Here is a 20,504-nt window from a genome sequence, read left to right on the forward strand (position 1 = left end):
GGGCCGCTTTGCGGCCCTTTCGCAGGCAAGCCAGCTCCCACCTCGACCGCATATACCTCAAGCTGTGTGCTCCCCTGTGGGAGCGGGCGTGCCCGCGAAGAGGCCGTCACAGGTGGAACAAAACTCCGCCCCGCGTGACTTTCCCCGCCCGCTGCAAAGTCCCACCTCCTGGTACCCCAACAATCACAACACCAGGCCGGACCACCCATGCACCCTCAACGCACCGCCTTGCACAACGAATTGCACGCCCGCCCGTCGCTGTACTTCGACGGCCCTGCGCATGTCTTCCACCTGGCCTTGCTCGGCGGTGATGCTGCCTGTGCAGCGCTGCTGCAACGCTGCTGCCCGGAGGCCCTGGACACCGCTGCCGCCCAAGGCATTACCCGCCTGGATGGCCACCCGTTCAAGTGGGAACGGCACACCGAGTTCTTCACCCTGACACTGGTGGTGCCGTGCGCTGCCACCGACACCGAATGGCGCCCCCTGCCTCCCGTGCTGGCCGAAGCCATCGCCCCGCAGGCGGCGCAGGTGATCAACGCCGTGCAGGTGCTGGTGCGTGACGAACAGGGGCTTGAGCTGCCTCGCTACGGTTTCAAAGACCCGTGCGGCTCGTGCGTTGGCGGGGGCGATGCGGTGGTGTGGAGCGATTTCCGCCTGACCGAAGATGGCACCAACCGTTTCCTGTTCATCAACCGCCGCCTCAATGCCTACCGCCAGGGCCGCATGATCCGCCGTCTGCTGGAAATCGAGACGTACCGCATGATGGCCTCGCTGACCCTGGCCACGGCCAAGGCCCTGAGCCAAGAACTGGACACTTTCGACAAGACTTTGGTCAGCCTCTCGGAGCGCAGTGCCGGGGGGGACGGCCATGACTCCAAAGGGCTGCTGGACGCCATTGCCCACTTGTCACGCCAGGTGGTCAGCCACACGGTAAAAACCCGCCACCGCTTCGGCGCCACCCAGGCCTATGCGCAACTGGTGTTCGAACGCCTGGGCGAGCTGCGGGAAAGCCATGTGGGCGACTGCCAGCGCCTGGGAGTGTTCATCGAGCGTCGGTTCAAGCCGACTGTGCGCTACTGCGCGGCGACCGAGCAGCGGCTGGAGCAACTGGCGAAGAACGTGGCAAACCTGGGCGACCTGTTGCAGGCGCGGGTGCAGGTAGAAATGGAAGAACAGAACGCCGAGATCCTGCGCAGCCTCAATGCCCGGGCCGATGCCCAGGTGAAGATCCAGCGGGCGGTGGAGGGGCTGTCGATCATTGCCATCACCTACTACCTGCTGAATTTGTTCAAGCTGCTGTATGGCGGGCTGAATGTGCTGGGGTTGGGGCTGACGGCGCGGGATGGGTTGCTGGCCATGGCGCCGCCGGTGCTGCTGGTATTGTTGGTGATTCTGCTGAGGATCAAGCAGGCCAAGCAGCATTGAATTCGGGGGCGCTATGCGCCCCTTTCGCGGCACGAGGCCGCTCCTGCAAGGGATCGCGTGCCCTGATAGCGTTCGCATTCCCTGTAGGAGCGGCCTTGTGCCGCGAAAGGGCTGCGCAGCAGCCCCGCGCTTTACACCGACTCGTCAGCGGGGCGCGTACCCTCTTGCACCAGCACCATGCTCTGCGGCGAAGACAGCGGAATGCCTTCATCACGCAGGCGACCAAGAATGGTGAACAGCAGGTCGCTACGGGTGCCTGACACCTGCCGCGGCCCCGCCACGTAACCACTGACGCCAATCACCATGCCACTGGCCGTCAGGTCCTTGAACGACACCGAAGTGGCGGGCGCATCCAGAATCGCCTCATGCTCGTGGTACGCCGTCAGCAGCAACTCGCGTACCCGGTTGGCATCGGTCTCCAGTGGCAGGGTCAGGGTAATGCCGACCACGCCCAGCGCATTGCCCATGGTCACGTTGCGCACGTTCTGCGAAATGAACTGCGAATTGGGCACGATCACCGTCGAGCGGTCGGACATCTGGATTTCGGTGGCACGCACATTGATGCGCCGGATATCACCCTCGACGCCCGCCAGGCTGACCCAGTCGCCCACCTTGACGGGGCGCTCGGTGAGCAGGATCAGGCCGGAGATGAAGTTCTGCACGATCTGCTGCAGACCAAAACCGATACCTACCGACAGGGCACTGACTACCCAGGTGAGGCTGGTGAGGTTGATGCGCAGGGTCGACATGACCAGCATGGCCAGGAACAGGAAGCCCAGGTAACCGACCAGGGTCACCAGCGAGGCGCGCATGCCGGCGTCCATATCGGTTTCCGGCAGCAGGCGTTCACTCAGCCAGCGCTTGACTACGCGAATGGCGAACAGGCCACCGAAGAAAATCGCCAAGGCCAGCAGGATGTCCTGCGGCACGATGTTGAGATTGCCAAGCAGCTTGCCGCCGGTGCCGTCCCAGTCGCCCAGGCTCATCAGCAGCTCGCTGGGGCTGGTGCCCGACGGCATCAGCGCCAGCAATAGTGCCAGGAACAGCACGATGGTACGGCCGATGCCGGCCAGGATGGTGCTGGCCTGCGCCTGGTGGCGAGGCGCCAGGCCCAAGGTGGAGGCCAGCGCCAAACCACCTGGCTGACGTGGCGACAGCAAGGTTTCGCACAGGTCACCGAAGAAGGTGGTCAGCAAGTACGCACAGGTGACCACCAGGCTGACCCACAGCAATTTGGCGGTGAGGAAATAGGCGAGCGTCAGGTAGCCGGTAAGCAGTGCCAGCAAGATCAGTGTCAGCCAGACGACCATCACGAACGGGATCAGCCCGACCAGACCGGTGGGGCGCTCCAGGTCATGCTTGCGCAGGGTTCGGCGATAACGCAGCAGCGCGCCGGCAAAGATCAACGCCACGACCAGCGCGGTGAGGCCATTGACCGCCACGGTCAACGCCAGGCTGGCGCCGATGACGCTGTTGATGCGCTCCATGGTCATCATCACCATCAGCGCCAAGGCCAGTACCTTGGGGAACCAACCGAGCGCACTGGCCACTTCGTCATGCATCGGCGGCAGGCGCCAGGACGGGCGCTGCAGCATCAGCATGGCGCGGCCCAGGCCGGTGATGAAGGCGCTGAACACCACCAGGGTGAGAATGTGGTTGACCAGGCTGGCGATATCCGAGCCCAACTCGGCGCTGCTCTCCAGCCCCCAGCGCAGCAGCGATACAGAGCCGGCAATGGTACCCAGGGTTGCCAGGCTGACGCCCAGGGCCAGGGCGCTGCGGCGCAAGCGGCCCTCGGGCAACCAGCCGACCATGGCACTGGCCAGCAGGCGCTCGAGCACGCGCCGCACCAAGGTCCAGACCAGAATCGCCGCCACCAGGCTGGTAATGAACAGCCAGCGGTTTTCGGCGCTGAAGGCACTGCCGATGGCGTCGGCCGCCTCGCCGCGCAGGTCACGCAGACGCGCCACGTCGTCCTGGGTGGGGCGGATGATGCTCTGCCAGAACGCCGGGGTCAGTGGCGAGGCCGCACGGCTGGTAATTTGCGAGTTGAACTGGCTACGGCGCAGGTTGACGATTTGCGTGGAAAGGTCGCGGGCCGACTGATTCAGCTTGGTGGCCTGGTCCTGCTGCGCTACCAGCGCTTTTTTCTCGGCCTCCAGCGCTTTGCGCTGCTGGGTCAGGGTGGCGGCCTCGTCCGGCTGCACCGGGCCGATGACCTTGAGCTTGTCCTCGAGCTTTTCCAGGTCGGCGGTGCGCTGTGCACTCAATGCATCAGCCTGGCGCTGAACCTGCATCGCCGCCAGGCGCAACTGCGACAGCAAGTCGTCGTTGGCCTCACTGGTGACGCCCTGGCGGATCAGGTCCAGCCGGTCGCTCAGCTGTTCGATGCTGGCGTTTTCATCCAGCGCTGGCGCTTCGGCAGCCGCCAGATTAGACAATGGCGTGGCCGGGGCCGACCAGGCCGGGCTGGCAATAACCAGCATCAGGGCCAGCAGGGCCATCAGGCCTGGGCAATAACGGGCAAGGCTGACACGCCTCATCGAAGTTTCCTCTTCACAACTCGATTTGGCGGGGGATTCTACGCGGCTTCAGGCAATCAGGAGAGTGCCGTCTCTCGCTTGAGGAGTTGCTGTTTGCGCTCGACACCCCAACGGTAGCCACTGATGTCGCCGTCCCGGCGCACCACCCGATGGCAGGGGATGGCCACCGCGATGTGGTTGGCCGCGCAGGCCTTGGCCACCGCGCGTACCGCTTTGGGCGCACCGATACGCTCGGCAATATCGGTGTAGCTGACCCGGCTGCCGGCCGGCACCTCGCGCAACGCCTGCCACACCCGCTCCTGAAACGCCGTACCTTGCACATCCAGCGGCAGCGCGAGGCCCAACGCCGGGGCTTCGACAAAGCCCACCACTTCGGCGACCAACTGTTCGTAGGCGCTATCGCCACCAATCAGGCGGGCCTTGGGGAACTGGTCCTGCAGGTCGTGCAGAAGGCCTTCAGGGTCGTCGCCCAGCAAAATCGCGCAAATGCCCTTCTCGCTCTGGGCCACCAGGATCGCCCCCAGCGAACACTGGCCGAGGGCGAAGTGGATGGTGGCCCCTGCGCCACCGGCGCGGTACTGGCGGGGGCGCATGCCCAGGCGCTGATCGGCGCTTTCGTAGAAGCGGCTGTTGGAGTTGAAGCCGGCATCGTAGATGGCGTCGGTGACTGAACGCTGCCCGTCTTCCAGGTGCTCACGCAGGCGCCGGGCACGGAAGGCGGTGGCATAGGCCTTGGGGGTAACGCCGGTTTCGGCCTTGAACAGGCGGTGCAGGTGGAAGGGGCTGACGGCGAGTTGCGCACCGAGCTGGTCGAGGCTGGGGGCGGGGTCGCTGGTTTCGATCAGGCGGCAGGCGCGGGTGACCAGTTGGCTGCGGCGGGTGGTGCTGGCCTTGCTGATACAGCGCTTGCAGGCACGGTAGCCCGCAGCTTCGGCACCAGCAGGGGTGTCGTAGAACTCGACATTGGTGCGCTTGGCCATGCGTGATTTGCAGCCGGGGTGGCAGTAGACGCCGGTGGTGCGTACGGCGTAGACGAAGTGGCCCGTGGCGGTGGAGTCACGGGACTCCACGGCTTGCCAGCGTTGGTCGGGGGTGGTGTAGAGATTCATGGGTTAGCATCCAGATAAGTTGTCGCCTGAACGGGCCCCCTTCGCGGGCATGCCCGCGAAGGGGGCCCGTTCAGGCGATGCAAAAACCTCAGGCCCGCCACAGGTACCAGGCCGCCACGGTTCGAAACGGCCGCCAGCCGCCGCCCAGCGAGCGCATCTGCGCAGGTGTCGGCGCCTTGTCCAGCCCCTTCAGCCGTCGGTACCCCTCGCGCACGCCAAAATCGTCCACCGGCAGAATGTCCGAACGCTCCAGGCTATAGATCAGCAGCATCTCCACCGTCCATCGCCCTACCCCACGCAAGGCCACCAGGCGTTCGATCAGTGCCTCGTCGGCCATGGCCAATGCCTCTTCCCGCGTCGGCACCAGGCCTTCCAGCCGTGCTTGGGCAATGCCTTGCACCGTGGCCATCTTGCTTGCCGAGAACCCACAGGCGCGCAAGGTTTGCGGGCTGACCGACAGCAACTGCTGTGGCGTCGGGAACGCAACCTCCGGGAACAACGCCAGCAACCGGCCAAGGATTGCTTCGGCAGCACGGGCATGCAGTTGCTGGTAGGCGATGGCCCGCACCAATGCCTCGTAGGGCTCACGCCCGGGCGTGGCCTGGTGCAGGCAAGGCCCGATTGCAGCAATGTGCCGCGACCAGTCCGAGTCGAGTGCTGCCAGGTATTCAGTGGCCTCGCAGTAGGCCTCGGGCGAAAGGTCGGCCAGGATCATGACGCCTCCAACAGGTTGAACGCAGGCCCAGCTTAGCTCAGCCGTTCATCGGGTAAACGCCGGTTCTTGCGCGGCGAATTCCTGGCATACCATTGCCCTGCGCCGCTTTCCCCGCATAGAATTGAGAACTATTCACAATCGCACAGTTCACAGGGCCGGGCCTTCGCTACGATGCAGATCAACGACACGCTCAAGCCGACCGAGGTCGCTCTGCTCTACCAGGCCCACCATAGCTGGCTTCGCGGCTGGTTGCGCAACCGGGTAGGTTGCAGCGAGCATGCCGCCGACCTGGCCCAGGATACCTTCGTGCGGCTGCTGCGGGCCCGCCAGGTTTCACCGCTGAAAGAGCCACGCGCTTATCTCAGCAGCATCGCCCGTGGCCTGATGATCGACCAGTTCCGCCGTCGCGCACTGGAGCACGCCTACCAGCAAAGCCTGGCCCACCTGCCCGAAGCCGAGGTACCCAGCGAAGAGCACCGCCTGGTCATTCTCGATGCCCTGGGCCGCCTCGACCGTGCCCTGCACCAGCTCAAGCCGCGTGTTCGCCAGGCGTTTCTGCTGGCTCAACTGGACGGCTTGAGCATCGTGCAGATCGCTCAGCAGCTGGAAGTGTCGCGGGCCACCGTCGAGCGCGACCTGGCCAAAGCCTTGGGCGTCTGCTACCGGTTACGTTATGCCGATGCATGAGCCCGCGCCAGCGCAGTCGCAGGTCGACCAGGCCATCGACTGGCTGGTGAAGCTGCGCTTCGACCGCCCCAGCCCACGTACCGAGCAGCAATTCCAGCACTGGCTGGCCAGCCACCCGCACAACCCGCTGGCCTGGCAACGGGTCAGTCAACTCGGCGACGAACTGGCCGGGCTGCCCAAGGACCTGAGCCGGCGCACCCTGGACGGCAGCCAGCGCCAGCGCAGCAGCCGGCGTGACCACCTCAAGCTACTGGCCCTGCTGGCCGTGGGTGGCAGCCTGGGTTGGGCCACGCGCGAACCTCTGGGCCTGCCGCAACTGCTGGCCGACAGCAGCACCGCCACGGGTGAACGGCGCCAGTGGCAAGTCAGCGATGGCAGCCACATATTGCTAAACACTGCCAGCGCCATCGACCTGCATTACAGCGCCGAGCAACGCCAGTTGGAACTGGTACGTGGCGAGGTCAGCCTGGACAGCAACCCCAACGATACCCGCCCGTTCTACATCGACACCCGCATCGGCCCGCTGACCACCCTCAACGGCCAGTTGCTGCTGCGTGAAAACAACCAAGGCCTGCTGCTGGCAGTGCGACGTGGTGAAGTTACGCTGTTTCCCACGTCGGCCTCACCGCGTCAGGTGCATTCGGGCGAAACGGTACAGGTTGGGGCCAATGGCAGTGTCCACGCGGTGGCGCTGCACAGCGACCCTTGGGGCTGGACCGACGGCGTGCTCAGCGTGCAGCAGATGCCACTGGGCGAGTTTGTCGCAGAGCTCGCCCGCTACCGCCCGGGCCTGTTGCGCTGCGCCCCTGAGGTGGCGAACTTGAAGGTGTCAGGCACCTATCAGTTGGCCGATACCGCTCAGATCCTGCAGTTGCTCACCCGCAGCCTGCCGGTGCGTGTCGACTACAAAACGCGCTACTGGGTAAGCATTGGCGCAGCCTGAAAAGCACTTCACTCCGCCACGGCGCGCATCCGGCCCGCGCGTCGGTACGATTGCCGGGCAAAACACACGAACAACCCGGCCATCAGCGCCAGCGCCATAGGCAGGCCGTGCGGGGCCACATCCATCGCCGCACCACTCACCAGCGGGCCGATCAGGCTACCAACGCCCCACAACAACCCCACACTGGCATTGGCAGTGACCAGATCCTGGCCTTTGAAACGTTGCCCGATCAGCACCAGCGCCAGGGTATAAATGCCCCCCGCAACCGCGCCCAGCACCACCAGCAGCGGCCACAGCAGCCAGGTCATGTTCAGCAGCCACGGCAGGCCGATGCCAATCGACATCGCCATCAACCCGCACACCAGGTGCAGCCCGGTGCGCTCCACTCGGTCGGCCAGCCAACCCAACGGCAGCTGGAACAGCATGTCGCCGGCAAACACCACCGTCACCATCAGCGCCGCCACGCCCACGGCAAAGCCATGGCTGGTGGCGTACACCGGCAACAGCGACAGCACCACGGCATCGAAGAACGAGAAGAACAGCACCGCCACGCACAACGCCGGTGCCACGCGGAAGAAGCCGGCCAGGCCGAAGCTCTTGTCGCCCTCTTCATGTTCGACATGGTCATTGGGAACGGTCAGCACGATGCACAGCAACGCCAGGCCATAGCAGACGGTGACCACTCCGGTGATCCACGGGCTGTTGGCGCCCAGCACCGCGAGCATGGCCGGGCCCAGCACCTGGAAGCCGGTAAAGCTGGTGGCATAAAGGGCCATGATCTTGCCGCGATTGTGCTCAGGGCACAGCTCGTTGACCCACGACTCGCCGAGGATGATCGCGATACCCATGCCCAGCCCCAGGCCCAGGCGCAGCAGGGCCAGCAACCACAGCGAGCCGAAGGCCGATTCGAGGAGGGCGATGCTGACGGTGCACAGGCTGAAACTCAGCAGGTAGATGGTGCGCCGGGTGAGGTGGCGGCAGCAGGCGTCGACCAGAAACGCCGAGAGCATCATGCCCGCAGCGGGGATGGCCGAGATGATGCCGATCTCCAGGGTACTGGCGCCGGCCTCATGCAGGCGCAACGACACCAGCGGCAGGCTGGCCCCCAGGCTGAAACCCACGACGGAAACGGCGAACAACAGGCCCGCCAGCAAACGCATGTTCATGTACCACTCCTTGCAAACCAGAAAGACGTGCAGACACAGGCGCGCTCGCCGGGGGGGCGAGCGACGCAAAAGCGCAGATCAGTTCAGGCGAGGTGTGGCGAGAAGGTGAAGGCGAACAGCACGCTGCGGCGACGCTTGAGCACCGTGTCTCTCGGCCAGGCACGACGCAAGGCCTGGAGGGCAGGCTGGCGGGCATGTGGGAGGGACGGGTTACGGCGCATTGCTTTGGCTACTACGCAGGTGGTGGGTAAAAAGAGGCGGCACTCTAGCCACCTGAAGGAGGGTAGTCAACCGCCCTGGGGCCTCTACGAGGCCCATTCGCAGCACAAGGCTGCTCCTACAACGAGCGCGTGCTGCCTGTAGGAGCAGCCTTGTGCTGCGAATGAGCTGCAAAGCAGCCCCCAGCGATTTCAGCGTTTACCTGTAGACGGCAAGAACACCGCCAATAACCCGAACAACGGCAGGAACGAGCACAGCCCGTACACATACTCGATACCGCGCAGGTCCGCCACATACCCCAGCAGCGCCGCGCCAATGCCGCCAAAGCCGAACATCAGCCCGAAGAAGATGCCGGCGATCATGCCCACGCTACCCGGCACCAGTTCCTGCGCATACACCACGATCGCGGAAAACGCCGAGGCCAGGATAAAGCCGATCACCACGCTCAGCACGGTGGTCCAGAACAGGTCGGCATACGGCAGCGCCAGGGTGAACGGCGTCACCCCCAGGATCGAGAACCAGATCACGGCCTTGCGCCCGATGCGGTCCCCGATCGGGCCGCCAAAGAACGTGCCCGCCGCCACTGCACCCAGGAACAGGAACAGGTGCAACTGCGAGCTGGCCACCGACACATCGAACTTCTCGATCAGGTAGAAGGTGAAGTAGCTGGTGAAGCTGGCCATGTAGAAGTACTTGGAGAACACCAGCAGGCCCAGCACGATCAGCGCCGCGATCACCCGATTCCGTGAAATGCCATGGGTGGCCTGCACCGCCTTGCGCGCCTTGGCCTGGTTGAGGTGTTCCTTGTACCAGCCGCGCAGCATCAGGGTTACACCGAGGAAGAACAACGCGGCCAGGCCGAACCAGGCCACGTGGGTCTGGCCGAACGGAATGACGATGGCCGCCGCCAGCAGTGGGCCCAGTGCGGAGCCGGTGTTGCCGCCCACCTGGAAGGTCGACTGGGCCAGGCCGAAGCGCCCGCCAGAGGCCAGGCGCGCTATACGCGAGGTTTCCGGGTGGAACGTCGACGAGCCGATGCCCACCAGCGCCGAAGCCAGCAGAATCATCGGGAAGCTGCCGACGAAGGCCAGCATCACGATCCCCACCAGCGTGCACAGGGTGCCCATCGGCAACAGGTTCGGCGCTGGCCGGCGGTCAGTAAAAAAGCCGACCCAGGGTTGCAGCAGCGAAGCGGTGATCTGGAACGTCAGGGTGATCAGGCCGATCTGGGCGAAGCTCAGGTCGTAATTGGCCTTGAGCATCGGGTAGATCGCCGGCAGCACCGACTGGATCAGGTCGTTGATCAAGTGCGCCAGGGCGCAGAAGCCGATGATGCGCATTACCAGCGGCGTCGCTTGGCTCGCCGCTGCGCTGGTGGATGCCGTGGAGGCGCTACTGGTGGCCATGTGCCTGAATCTCCGTCCTCAGTTTGGGATCCGATTATCGGGAAACAAATAGATACATAGCTACCTTTTTTATCCCTCCGTCGCAACGTACTTGAAAATGGTTCTCAATATAATTAGCATCCTCGGCCCATACCCCTGTCATCGTTGGGCGAAACGGCCCCTATCGTGAGCAGACTGAACCCATGAGCCCGATGCCCGCCAAGCAGCTGCAGCAGCCCGACCCACAGCAGGAAGCGCTGGAATGGTTTTCGCTGTTGCGCCAGCCCGGTTGCGACGAAACCCAGCGCCAGGCATTCGCAGCCTGGTGCCAGGCACCCGAAAACGCCCAGGCCTACGCCGAGCTGGAAACGTTCTGGCAACAACTGCAGCCACCACCCGCCCGCCCTCGCCCACGGCACGTCACGGTACGCCGCAGCCACCTGGGTAAATGGCTGGCGCTGGTGTTCCTGGTCGGGTTGGGCGCCGCAGCCTACCTGTACTGGCCGCTGCTGCAGCGCCTGGCCAGCGAGCTGCACACCGACGTGGGCGAGCGGCGTAGCACACGCCTGGCGGATGGCACGACCCTGAACCTGGACAGCGCCAGCGCAATGAACATCGACCTGCGCGGCCGCACCCGCCAACTGCATTTGGTGCAGGGCCAGGTGTACCTGGAAGTCGTGCTCGACGGCCGGGCCATGGAAGTGGACGTGGGCAACGCACGCATCCAGGTGTTCGGCACCCGCCTGCAGGTAGCCCGCCATGCCGGTCATGATGAACTTGTCGTACTCAGTGGCAAGGCCATGGTCACCCAGGGGGGTGAACAGCGCATGGTCTCTGCGGGCGAGCGGGTCACCTTCAATGACACACGCATCGACCCGGTGCAGAAGGCTGACCTGAAAACCTCAGACAGCTGGCGCAACGGCCGTCTGAAAGCCACCGACATGCCATTGGGCCAGGTGCTGGAGCGCCTGGCCAGCTACCAAGGGCAGCGCGTGTGGATGGTGGATGAACAAATGGCCCATCGGCGCGTGAGCGGTGATTTCAACCTTGACCACCCTCGCGAAAGCCTGCAATCCCTGGCGGCGGCCCAGCATCTGCAGCTTCAGGGCGTGCTCGGGCACTGGCTTGTGGTGCACTGAAACCAAGCCCGGCCGCTAAGTTTTTGAAAGCGTGCAAATTTTTTTTGAAATGAGTGTTGACAGAGGGTCCGTTCAAGAGAATAATGCGCGCCATCGGCTACATAGCTCAGTTGGTTAGAGCATAGCATTCATAATGCTGGGGTCCGGGGTTCAAGTCCCTGTGTAGCCACCAAACAAGACGAAGGGCTTACCGCAAGGTAAGCCCTTTTTCTTTGCCTGCGAAAAAGCTGCACGCTTTCAATTTGAGCAAGCAGCTACCCCTAACATGCAATCGCCCCTCAACGAATCCCCGTCACCGCCACTGCCAGCCCAAGGCCGATCAGCGCCAGCCCGATGACGCGGTCCACCAGCACTTGCCGGTCGATCATCGCCTTGCGCAACGCAGTACTGGAGAAAAACACTGCAACCAGGCTGAACCACAGCCAATGGGCAAAGGACATGAACGCGCCGTAGGCGAAATCCAGCGCCAGCGGGCTGCCCGGCTGCACCACCTGGGTGAAAGCGCTGATAACGAACAACATGGTCTTGGGGTTCAGGGCATTGGTCAGAAAGCCCGTGCGCAGGGCGTTCAGCACGCTGGCAGCGGGTTGACTGCCGCCCTCGAGGTGGATGCGCTGAGTGTTGGTCAGCGACTTGTAGCCCAGGTAGATCAGGTAACCCGCACCGAGCACTTTCATGACCAGGAACAGCGCCGGGCTCTGGCTGATGATCACGGCAATGCCCAGCACCGTGTACAGCACGTGCACCTGCACCCCCAACGCGATGCCGATCGCGGCGGCCAGCCCGGCCTTGCGGCCTTGTGCATAACTGCTGCGGGTGACCATGGCGAAATCGGCGCCAGGGCTGATGACGGCGAGCAAGGTGAACAGGGCGACGGCGATAATTTCGGTCATGCTGATGGCTCTCGATAGGCGATGAAAATGCACAGACTTGGGGATTATCGAGGGCTTATGAACCAGGAAAAATCGATTTATAGTGAGGCATATCTGATAGTTTTACTCACAGATATTTAGACCCTGTACCGGCCTCTTCGCGGGTGAACCCGCGAAGAGGCCGGCACAGGCAAAAAGGGATGCCATGAAACTGCCGCCGCTCAACGCCTTCCGCTACTTCGACATCGCCGCCCAGACCGAGAGCTTCGTGCGCGCCGCCGAGCACATGCACGTCACCCACGGCGCGGTCAGCCGCCAAATACGCCTGCTTGAAGAAAGCCTTGGCGTGGCACTGTTCGAGCGCCGTAACCGGTCCATTTTCCTCACCTCCGCCGGCCGTGCCCTGCAAGGCACCACCCAGGCGATTTTCGAACAGCTCGAAGGCGCCGTGCAGCGCTTGCAACAACAGGCCCGCGACAATGTGCTGGTGCTGTCCTGCGAGCCGACCATCGCCATGCGCTGGCTGATCCCGCGCCTGCCCCGCTTCCATGCTGACCACCCCGACCTGCAGTTGCACCTGGTGGCCGCCGGCGGGCCGCTGGACTTCGCCCGCAGCGGTGTCGACCTGGCCATCCGCCGCGACGACTTCCACTGGGACAACCAGCTGTTCAATCAAAAAATCTGCGACGAATGGATCGGCCCGGTGTGCCACCCCACCTCCCCCACCCAGCTCGACGGCCAACGCCTGCTGCACAGCACCACCCGCGCCGCTGCCTGGCCCACCTGGCTGCGCCTCAGCGGCCAGCAGGCGCGGCACAACGAACGCAGCGACTACGAACACTTCTACCTGACGATCCAGGCCGCCAGCGCCGGCCTGGGCCTGGCCATGGCCTCAGCCCTGATGGTGCGCGACGAACTCGACAGCGGGCAGCTGCAGGCACCGTTCGGTTTTGTGCGCGATGGCTCGGCTTATCACCTGCTTAGCCCACAGCCCCTGGACGACAGCGGCAAGCGCCAGCGCTTCGCAGAGTGGGTAATGGGCGAGTGCCAGCGCTGCCTGGCTCACCTGGGTTTGACGCAGAACGACGACCCCGCGCTGCCATCGCCGCCCCAGGTGCGATAGCCCGCGGTATCCAGATGGATGCGCCCCGACGGGTAGCGCCCCAGGCCCATGCTCCACGCCTGGCCATGCTGCTGCCAGAAACGGCACAGCGGGTTAGGGTCAGCCCAGGCCGGCAACAGAATATCGACGGCGAAGGCGCGGGTATGGGCACTGTCGGCAGCACCGCCTGCGCACGCATTCAGACGAGGGTCGCGATAGGCCGAAACCACCTCGAACTGACGCAGGATGCCTTGGCCGTCGAGCACCTTGATCAGCGAGAGGGTCGAGCGTACAGCCGGCCAGTTGCTCACAGGCGGCACGGCGAAGGGAGACGCGTGGCACAGCTTCCAGTCCGAGGCCGAACGCAGCAGTTGGTGGATAGGCACCACACCGTAAAGACGGGCATCCACCAGCATTTCACGGAAGGGACGGGTTTGATGGTCGCCGGCCCACTGGGCGAACATCCACAGGTCGCGTTGGTCGGCGTGGGCAGTACCCGCTATCAGCAGGCCTGCCGCCAGAAGCAGTTTTTTCATTCTTTATCCATCCCTGCATAGAGAACAAAGAAAGCTACGCGGTGGATGGCGCCGACTGTGCGAGGTCAGTCTTCAAGCAGCGTGCAGGCCATCACCAGGGCATCTTCACGGCCCCCGGCAATCGGATAATAGTCGCGACGGCGGCCGATTTCGTTGAAACCGTAGCGCTCGTACAAACGATAGGCCGACTGGTTGCTGGCGCGTACTTCCAGGAAGCATTCGCGGCCATTGAGCTGGTAAGCCCGGGCCATCAGGTGCTCCAGCAGGCGCAGGCCCAGGCCGCGCCCCTGGTTTTCCGGTTTGACGGTGATATTGAGCAGGTGCGCCTCGTCGATGATCACGTTGATCACCCCATGGCCAACCTGCTGCTGGCCATCGAACATCAGCCAGACTTCGTACGACTTGAGCGCATCCTGAAAGATCCCGCGGGTCCAGGGGTGACTGAACGCGGCATATTCGATCTTAAGTACGGCATCCAGATCCGCCTCGGTCATCGGGCGAAAACTGATCGATTCACTCATTCAACGCTCTTCCAGCGCGCCATCAGCTGGCGCATGGCTTTCCAGACGTCCGCCTTGCGCTGCGGCTCGTCCATCAACAATTCAAGGCCCGGCAGCGCCCAGGCATCGCCCAGGCCGTCCAGCTCAAGGGTTTGGTAATAGGCCTCGGCATCAGCATTGGCGGCAAAGCGCAGTGCCGGCAAGCCGATCAGCCACAGGCAGGTACTCGGGGCGTCTTCCAGGCGCGCCTGGACAAAGCCCTGGACGAAGTCGCGCGCGGCTTCGGGGCCCTGGTCCATGTTGCCGCGTACCAGCAACGGCCAGCGCACCGGTTCGCCGATGATCTGCGGGGCGTCAGGCAGGCCGGCGGCGCGCAGCATGTCCTTTAGCAGCAGGTAGGACGGGTCGCGACTCTGGAACGGCTGGCCGGTGGCCAGTTCTACCAGCAGCAGGCAGCTGCCAGCGCGCAGCAACTGCAGCGAGAAGCGCGGTGGCGGCACCGGGGCCGGCCGTGGCGGTGCGGGCTGCTCTTCGGCCTCGACGGGCTTGGCGGCAGGCTTGGGCACGCTACCCGGGCGCGGGATCTCGATTTTCGGCCGCTCACCGGAGCGGGCCTGGGGGCTGGCGGGCGTTTCGTTTGCAGCCGGTGCCGGCCTGACCTCGAAATCGATGTCCTCGACCGGCACCACCGGCAATAGCAGCTCGGGGCGCGACGGTGCGGCGAACGGCAGTTCGGCGCGCGGCAGCCAGTGCACCACTTGCATGGCGGAAAGGTAGGCGCGGCGACGGGGTTCGGTCAGCAAGGGGCGGGTATCCGGGGGGCTCAAGACAGTTGGGCATTCTAACGTGTACGCCGTGGTTTTTGCAGCGCCTATCAGACCGAGCGCCGCCCGCGCGGCGCTTCGCAGCACAAGGCTGCTCCTACATCTGTTTCGGGCCAGTTATTCCTGAGACAAAGGCGCGCGCCCCCTGGTGTTCACCTGGACATCGTGTCGAACAAACCAGGCGGTCGCGCGCATGGGTACAGGCGTCACTGGCCTGAAACAGATGTAGGAGCAGCCTTGTGCTGCGAAGCGCCGCGCGGGCGGCGCTCGATTTCAAAACCACCCCAAAAACAACGCCATACACCTACTGGCCATAAGGTTATCTCTCATTACAGACCAAGGGGTGAAAACCTCCCCCCCGGATGCAGTACAATCGCCCCCTTTTTCTTGGCAACGAGTCGAAGCCAATGATCGAACCCAAGCGCGTCCTGCGCGCCCTAGCCGAACACTGGGCCCTGATCGAGCCGCTGTGCGAGCGTTTCGACCAGGGCACCCTGAGCCTGGTCGAGTTGCGCCAGCATGTGGGCCGCCAGCAGCTCGAAAGCACCCCGCAGGACATCACCCAGCTACTCGACGTATGGATCCGCCTGGACATCCTGGTCCCGGTGGCCAAGAGCCCGAACCGCTTCGAGCTCAACGCGCAGATCCACGACTTTCTTGCGTACCTGCGCCGCGAACACCGCCTGGGCCTGTGCCTGGAGATCGAAGCCTACCTGCGCCACCTCGAACGCCTCGCCGGCCATATCCAGGACGCCTTCGACAACCGCGACAGCGACGACCTGGCGCGCCAGCTGCGCCTGCTCGACATGCGCGTGCGCGATGTGCTGAAAAAGCTCGATAACGACGAACAGGCACTGGTCGCCGTGGCCGAGCGGGCCAAGACCAGCAACCGCCAGATCCCGCTGCGCCAGCGTTATGCCGAAGTACTGGCCACCTGGGACGAATACGTCGAGCCGATGATCCAGCTGGTGAACGCCGACGGCGCCTTCGAACAAGGCGTGCGCAAGGTCGAGACCGTGCTGCTGAAGCTGCTGGGCGAACAGGCGCGCCTGGGCCACCTGGTCGACGACGACATGCTGCTGCGCACCCACGCACGTATCCTGGAAATGCAGACCAGCGCCCAGCTGACCCTGCGCCACGCCCGTGAACTGCTGCTGCCGCTGCGCGAAGAAGCCCGCCGTCACAACGCCGTGACCCGTGGCGCCGCGCTGGCCCTGTCGGTGATCCGGCGCAAGGGCATCGACGCCGTGCCGCAGGCGGCCATGCCGATGTTCACCCGCCCGCAGAGCACCTTCCTCGGCAGTGCCAGCCAGGTCGAAGCCTATGTGTACGCCCTGGCGCGCTTCGAGCCCAAGCCGGCGCGCTTCCCCAAGGCCCACAAGACCCAGTCCGGCGCCCTGCCCCGTGCACCGCGCACGGTCAAGGAAATGGCCGAACGCTGCGAACAGGCCCTGCCGCTGCCCGACCTGATGGTCTGGCTGCTGGAGCAGGAACCCGAAGGCGCCACCGACGAACTGCTGTACTGGTTCTCACGCCTGTCGCGGGAAAAGCGCTTCAAGCGCGAACGCCTCGACCGCCGCGAATACACCACCCAGGAACACCTGGTCAGCCTGCGCTCGTACGCCCTGACCTCCAGCCGCGAAGACGCCACCAGCGCGACTACCGAACCCAACGCGAGCCCAGCCCATGCATCTTGATCTTTCCGAACTGTCCCAGCTCGCGCCGATCTTCCGCGAGCTGTTCAAAGGCTTCCACGTCAGCCGCCGCGATCCCGAGTTGTACGCGCAGCTGTCAAACTTCCAGGACCAGTACCGCACTCTGTTCAAGGCCCTGGGCTTCGAGCTGGTGTGCGACACCCGCGGTTTCTATTACTTCGTGCCGGACATGACCGCCGCGCAGGTCAACAAGACCGCGCAGCGCCTGTCGCTGTTCACCTTCATCCTGGTCGAGCACCTGGCCGACCAGGGCCGTGACCCGATGGCCGTGCTGGACGGCGGCAGCATCGGCCGCGACGAACTCCCCTCGCTGCTGGACAAGTACCGCGACCTGTTCCTGCAGGCCGAAGTGCAAACCGTGGACGAGCTGGAAGAAAAAATCCTGCGCCGCATGACCCAACTTGGCTTCGCCCATGAAGAAGGCGGCATCTACCGCTTCCTGCCGCCGATGCACCGCTTCCTCGATGTGTGCCTTTCGGTGCAGCAGGACCGCGACCTGGCCGCCACCCTGCATAGCGTGCTGCCGCTGCCGACCCCGGTGCTGGTCGAGGAAGAAAGCCCCGAAGAACTCAACCGCACCGACGATCCGCTCGACCTCACGCCCTTCGAGGGCGAGGAAAGCGAAGAGGACGCCCTGGCCCAGGCCATCCGCGAAGAGCAACAGGAGATTGACGCATGAGCCAGGAACGCTACGGCATCCGCCGCTTTGCATTGCTCAACACCGCCGGCTACAGCCTTGGCCTGTTCCCGCTGGAACACCCGCTGTCGGTCTACGGTGCCAACAACCTGGGTAAGTCGGCGTCGATCAACGCCCTGCAGTTCCCGATCCTGGCACGCATGTCAGACATGAGTTTCGGCAAGTACAGCCTCGAGCAGTCGCGCCGCTTCTACTTCGCCAGCGACACCTCGTACATTCTCTGTGAGCTGAGCCTGCCCCACGGCCCGCACGTGATCGGCGTGGTCGGCCGCGGCCCGGGCGGCGGTTTCGGTCACCAGTTCTTCGCCTACAAAGGCGAATTGGACCTGGCCCATTACCAGAAGAACGACACCTGCCTGCGCCAGAAAGAGCTGTTCACCAACCTGGAGCGGCTGGGCATCAAAGCCTACGAGCTGAAGCCGGACGAACTGCGCCGCCTGCTGGTTGGCGGCCACACCTCGGTGCCGCTGGACCTGACCATGATCCCGCTGCGCTCCACCAGCGAGCAAAGCCTGAAAACCTTCCGCGCGCTGTTCATCAACCTGCTGCACATGCGCGAAATCACTGCGGCCAAGCTCAAGCAACTGTTCCTTGACGCCTTCGAGCACAGCCTGCGTTCGGGCAGCGTCGACTACATCGCCGCGTGCGAGGAAGCCTTCCGCGACGTGCGCCGCATGGAGCAGGACTACAACGCCCTGGTCGCCGCCGGCCCGCTGGTCGAGGCCCTGGCCGGTGGTGTAGCCCAGCGCGACATCCTGCGTGGCAAGCTGCACCGCATTTCGCCAGTGCTCGACACCCTGCTGGGCACCTGGCAGGAATACGCCATGGCGCGCAAGGAAGAGCTGGTCATCCAGTCCGAGCACTACCGTGGCGAGCAGGACCGCCTGCAGAACGACCAGCGCGGCGGCACCCAGGAGCTGATGCGCCTGGAGCGTGAAATCACCGGCATCCAGCGCTGGCTGGGCGAGCTGTCGGTGCTCAAGCACCGCTTTGCCCTGGTCGATGACGTCAAGGTACTGGAGCAGCAGCTGCTGGCGGCCAAGGACGCCCACGACGAACTGGCCGGCGCCTTGGCGCAGTCGCGCCAGTTCAGTGCCGAAGACCTGGACGAGCGCGTACGCGACCTGGAAAAACGCCTGAAGCAGGTCAAGCAGCAACTGGACCACGCTGACAACAACAGCTACGCCCGCCTGCGCGAGGAGTTCTCGCAGCAGGACGTCGACCGCCTGATGCGCCTGTTCAACGGTGCACTGTTCAGCCTGCCGCTGGGCGACCGTGGCATCGAGCTGGACGACAGCGCCCTCTGGGTAAAATCGCTGGAAGCGGTGTTGGACGGTTTCAAGGGCGAGCGTTTCGAAGCCCCGGGCCTGTCCATCGACCTCACCCACATCGACCCACCGGCGCTGCAGGCCCTGGCCGACCGCGCCGCCCTGCGCGACCAGAAAGAGCGCCTGGAAAAGGAGCTGAAACAGCTCAAGACCCAGCAGGCTGTAACCGCCGACCGCACCGCCTCGAAGGCGCAGACCGAAACCCTGTACCAGCAAGTGCTGGACGCGCAGAAGGCGCTGGAAGACTTCCGCCGCAGCGAAACCCTGGCAGCCGAAGAGCCCGAGAAGCTGGAACAGCTGTCGCAACTGGAAGCCGCCCAGGACGAACTCAAGCGCTCCAGTGATGCCTTCACCGAGCGCGTCCAGCAGCTGTCGGCCAAGCTGCAGCTGGTCGGCCGCCAGATCGGCGACCTCGAGTCCAAGCAGCGCACCCTGGAAGACGCCCTGCGCCGTCGCCAGCTGCTGCCGGCCGACCTGCCTTACGGCACCCCGTTCATGGAAGCCATCGACGACTCGATGGACAACCTGCTGCCCCTGCTCAACGATTACCAGGACAGCTGGCAAGGCCTGCAACGGGTAGACAACCAGATCGAGGCGCTGTATGCCCAGGTGCGCCTGAAAGGCGTGGCCAAATTCGACAGCGAAGACGACATGGAGCGCCGTCTGCAGCTGCTGGTGAACGCCTATGCGCACCGTACCGAAGAAGCCCTGACCCTCGCCAAGGCACGCCGCGCCGCGGTCACCGACATCGCCCGGACCCTGCGCAACATCCGCAGTGACTACGACAGCCTCGAGCACCAGCTGGCGCTGTTCAACCGCGAGATCAACAAGCGCCAGGTTTCCAACCTGGAGAGCTTCCGCGTGGTGCTGGCGCCGAACAAGGAAGCGCTCAAGCACATCGACCAGATCATCCACAGTGCCGGCCAGTACGAAGAAGGCGAAACCTTGTCGGTGTTCGACCTGACCCAAAGCGCCGAGCAGGACAACAAGAACGAAGAGGCCAAGGAATACCTGGCACGCCTTGTGGCAGCCAACCACAACCAGCTGGGCTTGAAAGACCTGTTCGAGCTGGCGTTCGAGATCACCAAGGTCAACGGCCAGCCGATCATCCACGCCGACATCGACGGCGCTGCGTCCAACGGCACCACCATGACCATCAAGGCGCTGACCAACATGTACTTGTTGCTGCACCTGATGGACCGCGACCTGGCCGGGCGCATTCGCCTGCCGTACTACCTGGACGAAGCAGCGGACATCGACGAACGCAACCAGGCCGCACTGCTGGAGACCAGTTTGCAGCTGGGCTTCGTACCGATTCTGGCGAGTGTGAAGCCCCAGGTATCCGCGCACGTGGCGATCGACCTGGAAGGCGGCAGCGGCCCGAACGGCATCTACATCGACGAGGCGGACTGGAAGTTCATCAGCCGGCTGGATGAGGTGAAGGCGGTTGTGCGCGAGGATAAGGCCGAGGAACTGGCCTGACATTTGTGTATGGGGCCGCGTTGCGGCCCATTCGCGGCACAAGGGGACGCATATCCCTGTAGGAGCGGCCTTGTGCCGCGAATGGAGGCCGAAGGCCTCCCGGCAATCTACCAGGCT

18 protein-coding genes and 1 tRNA gene are annotated in these 20,504 nt (G+C 64.3%); 9 read left to right on the forward strand and 10 right to left on the reverse strand.

Annotation, left to right across the window (positions count from 1 at the left end; translation table 11 throughout):
• Positions 1-207 precede the first annotated feature (207 nt).
• Positions 208-1,425: a DUF3422 domain-containing protein gene (locus SB765_RS26090; protein WP_049278074.1), complete on the forward strand. Its 1,218-nt coding sequence runs from the start codon at positions 208-210 to the stop codon at positions 1,423-1,425.
• A 131-nt stretch (positions 1,426-1,556) separates the two neighbouring features.
• On the opposite strand, the gene SB765_RS26095 is transcribed toward SB765_RS26090, so the two are convergent.
• The 3 genes from SB765_RS26095 to SB765_RS26105 all read right to left on the reverse strand — a co-directional run bounded on the left by SB765_RS26095 (position 1,557) and on the right by SB765_RS26105 (position 5,792).
• A complete protein-coding gene (locus SB765_RS26095) occupies positions 1,557-3,968 on the reverse strand; it encodes a DUF3772 domain-containing protein (protein WP_341797536.1) in 2,412 nt (803 codons plus the stop codon).
• Between the two features lie 56 nt (positions 3,969-4,024).
• A complete protein-coding gene (gene ada, locus SB765_RS26100; RefSeq protein WP_341797535.1) occupies positions 4,025-5,077 on the reverse strand; it encodes a bifunctional DNA-binding transcriptional regulator/O6-methylguanine-DNA methyltransferase Ada in 1,053 nt (350 codons plus the stop codon).
• A gap of 88 nt (positions 5,078-5,165) precedes the next feature.
• Positions 5,166-5,792: a DNA-3-methyladenine glycosylase family protein gene (locus SB765_RS26105; RefSeq protein ID WP_341797534.1), complete on the reverse strand. Its 627-nt coding sequence runs from the start codon at positions 5,790-5,792 to the stop codon at positions 5,166-5,168.
• A gap of 171 nt (positions 5,793-5,963) precedes the next feature.
• Here SB765_RS26105 and SB765_RS26110 point away from each other — a divergent pair, with 171 nt between their 5' ends.
• Both SB765_RS26110 and SB765_RS26115 read left to right on the forward strand, forming a co-directional pair.
• Positions 5,964-6,479, forward strand: a complete 516-nt coding sequence (locus tag SB765_RS26110; protein ID WP_059396029.1) for a sigma-70 family RNA polymerase sigma factor — start codon at positions 5,964-5,966, stop codon at positions 6,477-6,479.
• Positions 6,466-7,422 carry a FecR domain-containing protein gene (locus SB765_RS26115; RefSeq protein ID WP_341797533.1) on the forward strand — a complete coding sequence of 319 codons (957 nt, stop codon included), beginning with the start codon at positions 6,466-6,468 and terminating at the stop codon, positions 7,420-7,422. The genes SB765_RS26110 and SB765_RS26115 overlap by 14 nt, the downstream gene beginning before the upstream one ends.
• 8 nt (positions 7,423-7,430) lie before the next feature.
• Here SB765_RS26115 and SB765_RS26120 read toward each other — a convergent pair whose 3' ends face one another.
• The 3 genes from SB765_RS26120 to SB765_RS26130 form a co-directional block, all read right to left on the reverse strand.
• Positions 7,431-8,588: an MFS transporter gene (locus SB765_RS26120; RefSeq protein WP_341797532.1), complete on the reverse strand. Its 1,158-nt coding sequence runs from the start codon at positions 8,586-8,588 to the stop codon at positions 7,431-7,433.
• 83 nt (positions 8,589-8,671) lie between these two features.
• On the reverse strand, positions 8,672-8,809 hold the full coding sequence (locus SB765_RS26125; protein WP_341797531.1) for a hypothetical protein: 138 nt from the start codon (positions 8,807-8,809) through the stop codon (positions 8,672-8,674).
• Positions 8,810-8,998: 189 nt separating this feature from the next.
• On the reverse strand, positions 8,999-10,213 hold the full coding sequence (locus tag SB765_RS26130) for an MFS transporter (RefSeq protein ID WP_061202950.1): 1,215 nt from the start codon (positions 10,211-10,213) through the stop codon (positions 8,999-9,001).
• A 191-nt stretch (positions 10,214-10,404) separates the two neighbouring features.
• Here SB765_RS26130 and SB765_RS26135 point away from each other — a divergent pair, with 191 nt between their 5' ends.
• Positions 10,405-11,331 carry a FecR family protein gene (locus SB765_RS26135; protein WP_410932188.1) on the forward strand — a complete coding sequence of 309 codons (927 nt, stop codon included), beginning with the start codon at positions 10,405-10,407 and terminating at the stop codon, positions 11,329-11,331.
• Between the two features lie 95 nt (positions 11,332-11,426).
• Positions 11,427-11,503, forward strand: a tRNA-Met gene (locus SB765_RS26140).
• Between the two features lie 106 nt (positions 11,504-11,609).
• Here the strand turns inward: SB765_RS26140 and SB765_RS26145 are convergent.
• On the reverse strand, positions 11,610-12,224 hold the full coding sequence (locus SB765_RS26145; RefSeq protein ID WP_341797529.1) for a LysE family translocator: 615 nt from the start codon (positions 12,222-12,224) through the stop codon (positions 11,610-11,612).
• A gap of 184 nt (positions 12,225-12,408) precedes the next feature.
• On the opposite strand from SB765_RS26145, the gene SB765_RS26150 reads away from it, so the two are divergent.
• Positions 12,409-13,326, forward strand: coding sequence for a LysR substrate-binding domain-containing protein (locus SB765_RS26150; RefSeq protein WP_410932153.1), 918 nt, complete (start codon positions 12,409-12,411; stop codon positions 13,324-13,326).
• On the opposite strand, the gene SB765_RS26155 is transcribed toward SB765_RS26150, so the two are convergent.
• From SB765_RS26155 to SB765_RS26165, 3 genes are all read right to left on the reverse strand, one after another.
• Positions 13,266-13,841: a D-Ala-D-Ala carboxypeptidase family metallohydrolase gene (locus tag SB765_RS26155; RefSeq protein WP_341797527.1), complete on the reverse strand. Its 576-nt coding sequence runs from the start codon at positions 13,839-13,841 to the stop codon at positions 13,266-13,268. The two genes, SB765_RS26150 and SB765_RS26155, sit on opposite strands and share 61 nt — an antisense overlap.
• Before the next feature lie 65 nt (positions 13,842-13,906).
• Entirely contained in the window at positions 13,907-14,362 is a 456-nt protein-coding gene (gene rimI / locus SB765_RS26160) for a ribosomal protein S18-alanine N-acetyltransferase (protein WP_341797526.1), read from the reverse strand.
• Positions 14,359-15,144 carry an energy transducer TonB gene (locus SB765_RS26165; protein ID WP_341797525.1) on the reverse strand — a complete coding sequence of 262 codons (786 nt, stop codon included), beginning with the start codon at positions 15,142-15,144 and terminating at the stop codon, positions 14,359-14,361. The genes rimI and SB765_RS26165 overlap by 4 nt, the downstream gene beginning before the upstream one ends.
• Positions 15,145-15,572: 428 nt before the next feature.
• Here SB765_RS26165 and mksB point away from each other — a divergent pair, with 428 nt between their 5' ends.
• From mksB to mksF, 3 genes are read left to right on the forward strand one after another with little or no spacing between them, the layout of a single operon-like run.
• A complete protein-coding gene (gene mksB, locus SB765_RS26170) occupies positions 15,573-16,862 on the forward strand; it encodes an Mks condensin complex protein MksB (RefSeq protein ID WP_341797524.1) in 1,290 nt (429 codons plus the stop codon).
• Positions 16,852-17,559 carry an Mks condensin complex protein MksE gene (gene mksE / locus SB765_RS26175; protein ID WP_410932154.1) on the forward strand — a complete coding sequence of 236 codons (708 nt, stop codon included), beginning with the start codon at positions 16,852-16,854 and terminating at the stop codon, positions 17,557-17,559. The genes mksB and mksE overlap by 11 nt, the downstream gene beginning before the upstream one ends.
• A complete protein-coding gene (gene mksF, locus SB765_RS26180; protein WP_341797523.1) occupies positions 17,556-20,387 on the forward strand; it encodes an Mks condensin complex protein MksF in 2,832 nt (943 codons plus the stop codon). The genes mksE and mksF overlap by 4 nt, the downstream gene beginning before the upstream one ends.
• Positions 20,388-20,504 lie beyond the last annotated feature (117 nt).

This window comes from Pseudomonas sp. SIMBA_067 (assembly GCF_046534675.1).
In the GTDB taxonomy this organism is placed as follows: domain Bacteria; phylum Pseudomonadota; class Gammaproteobacteria; order Pseudomonadales; family Pseudomonadaceae; genus Aquipseudomonas; species Aquipseudomonas putida.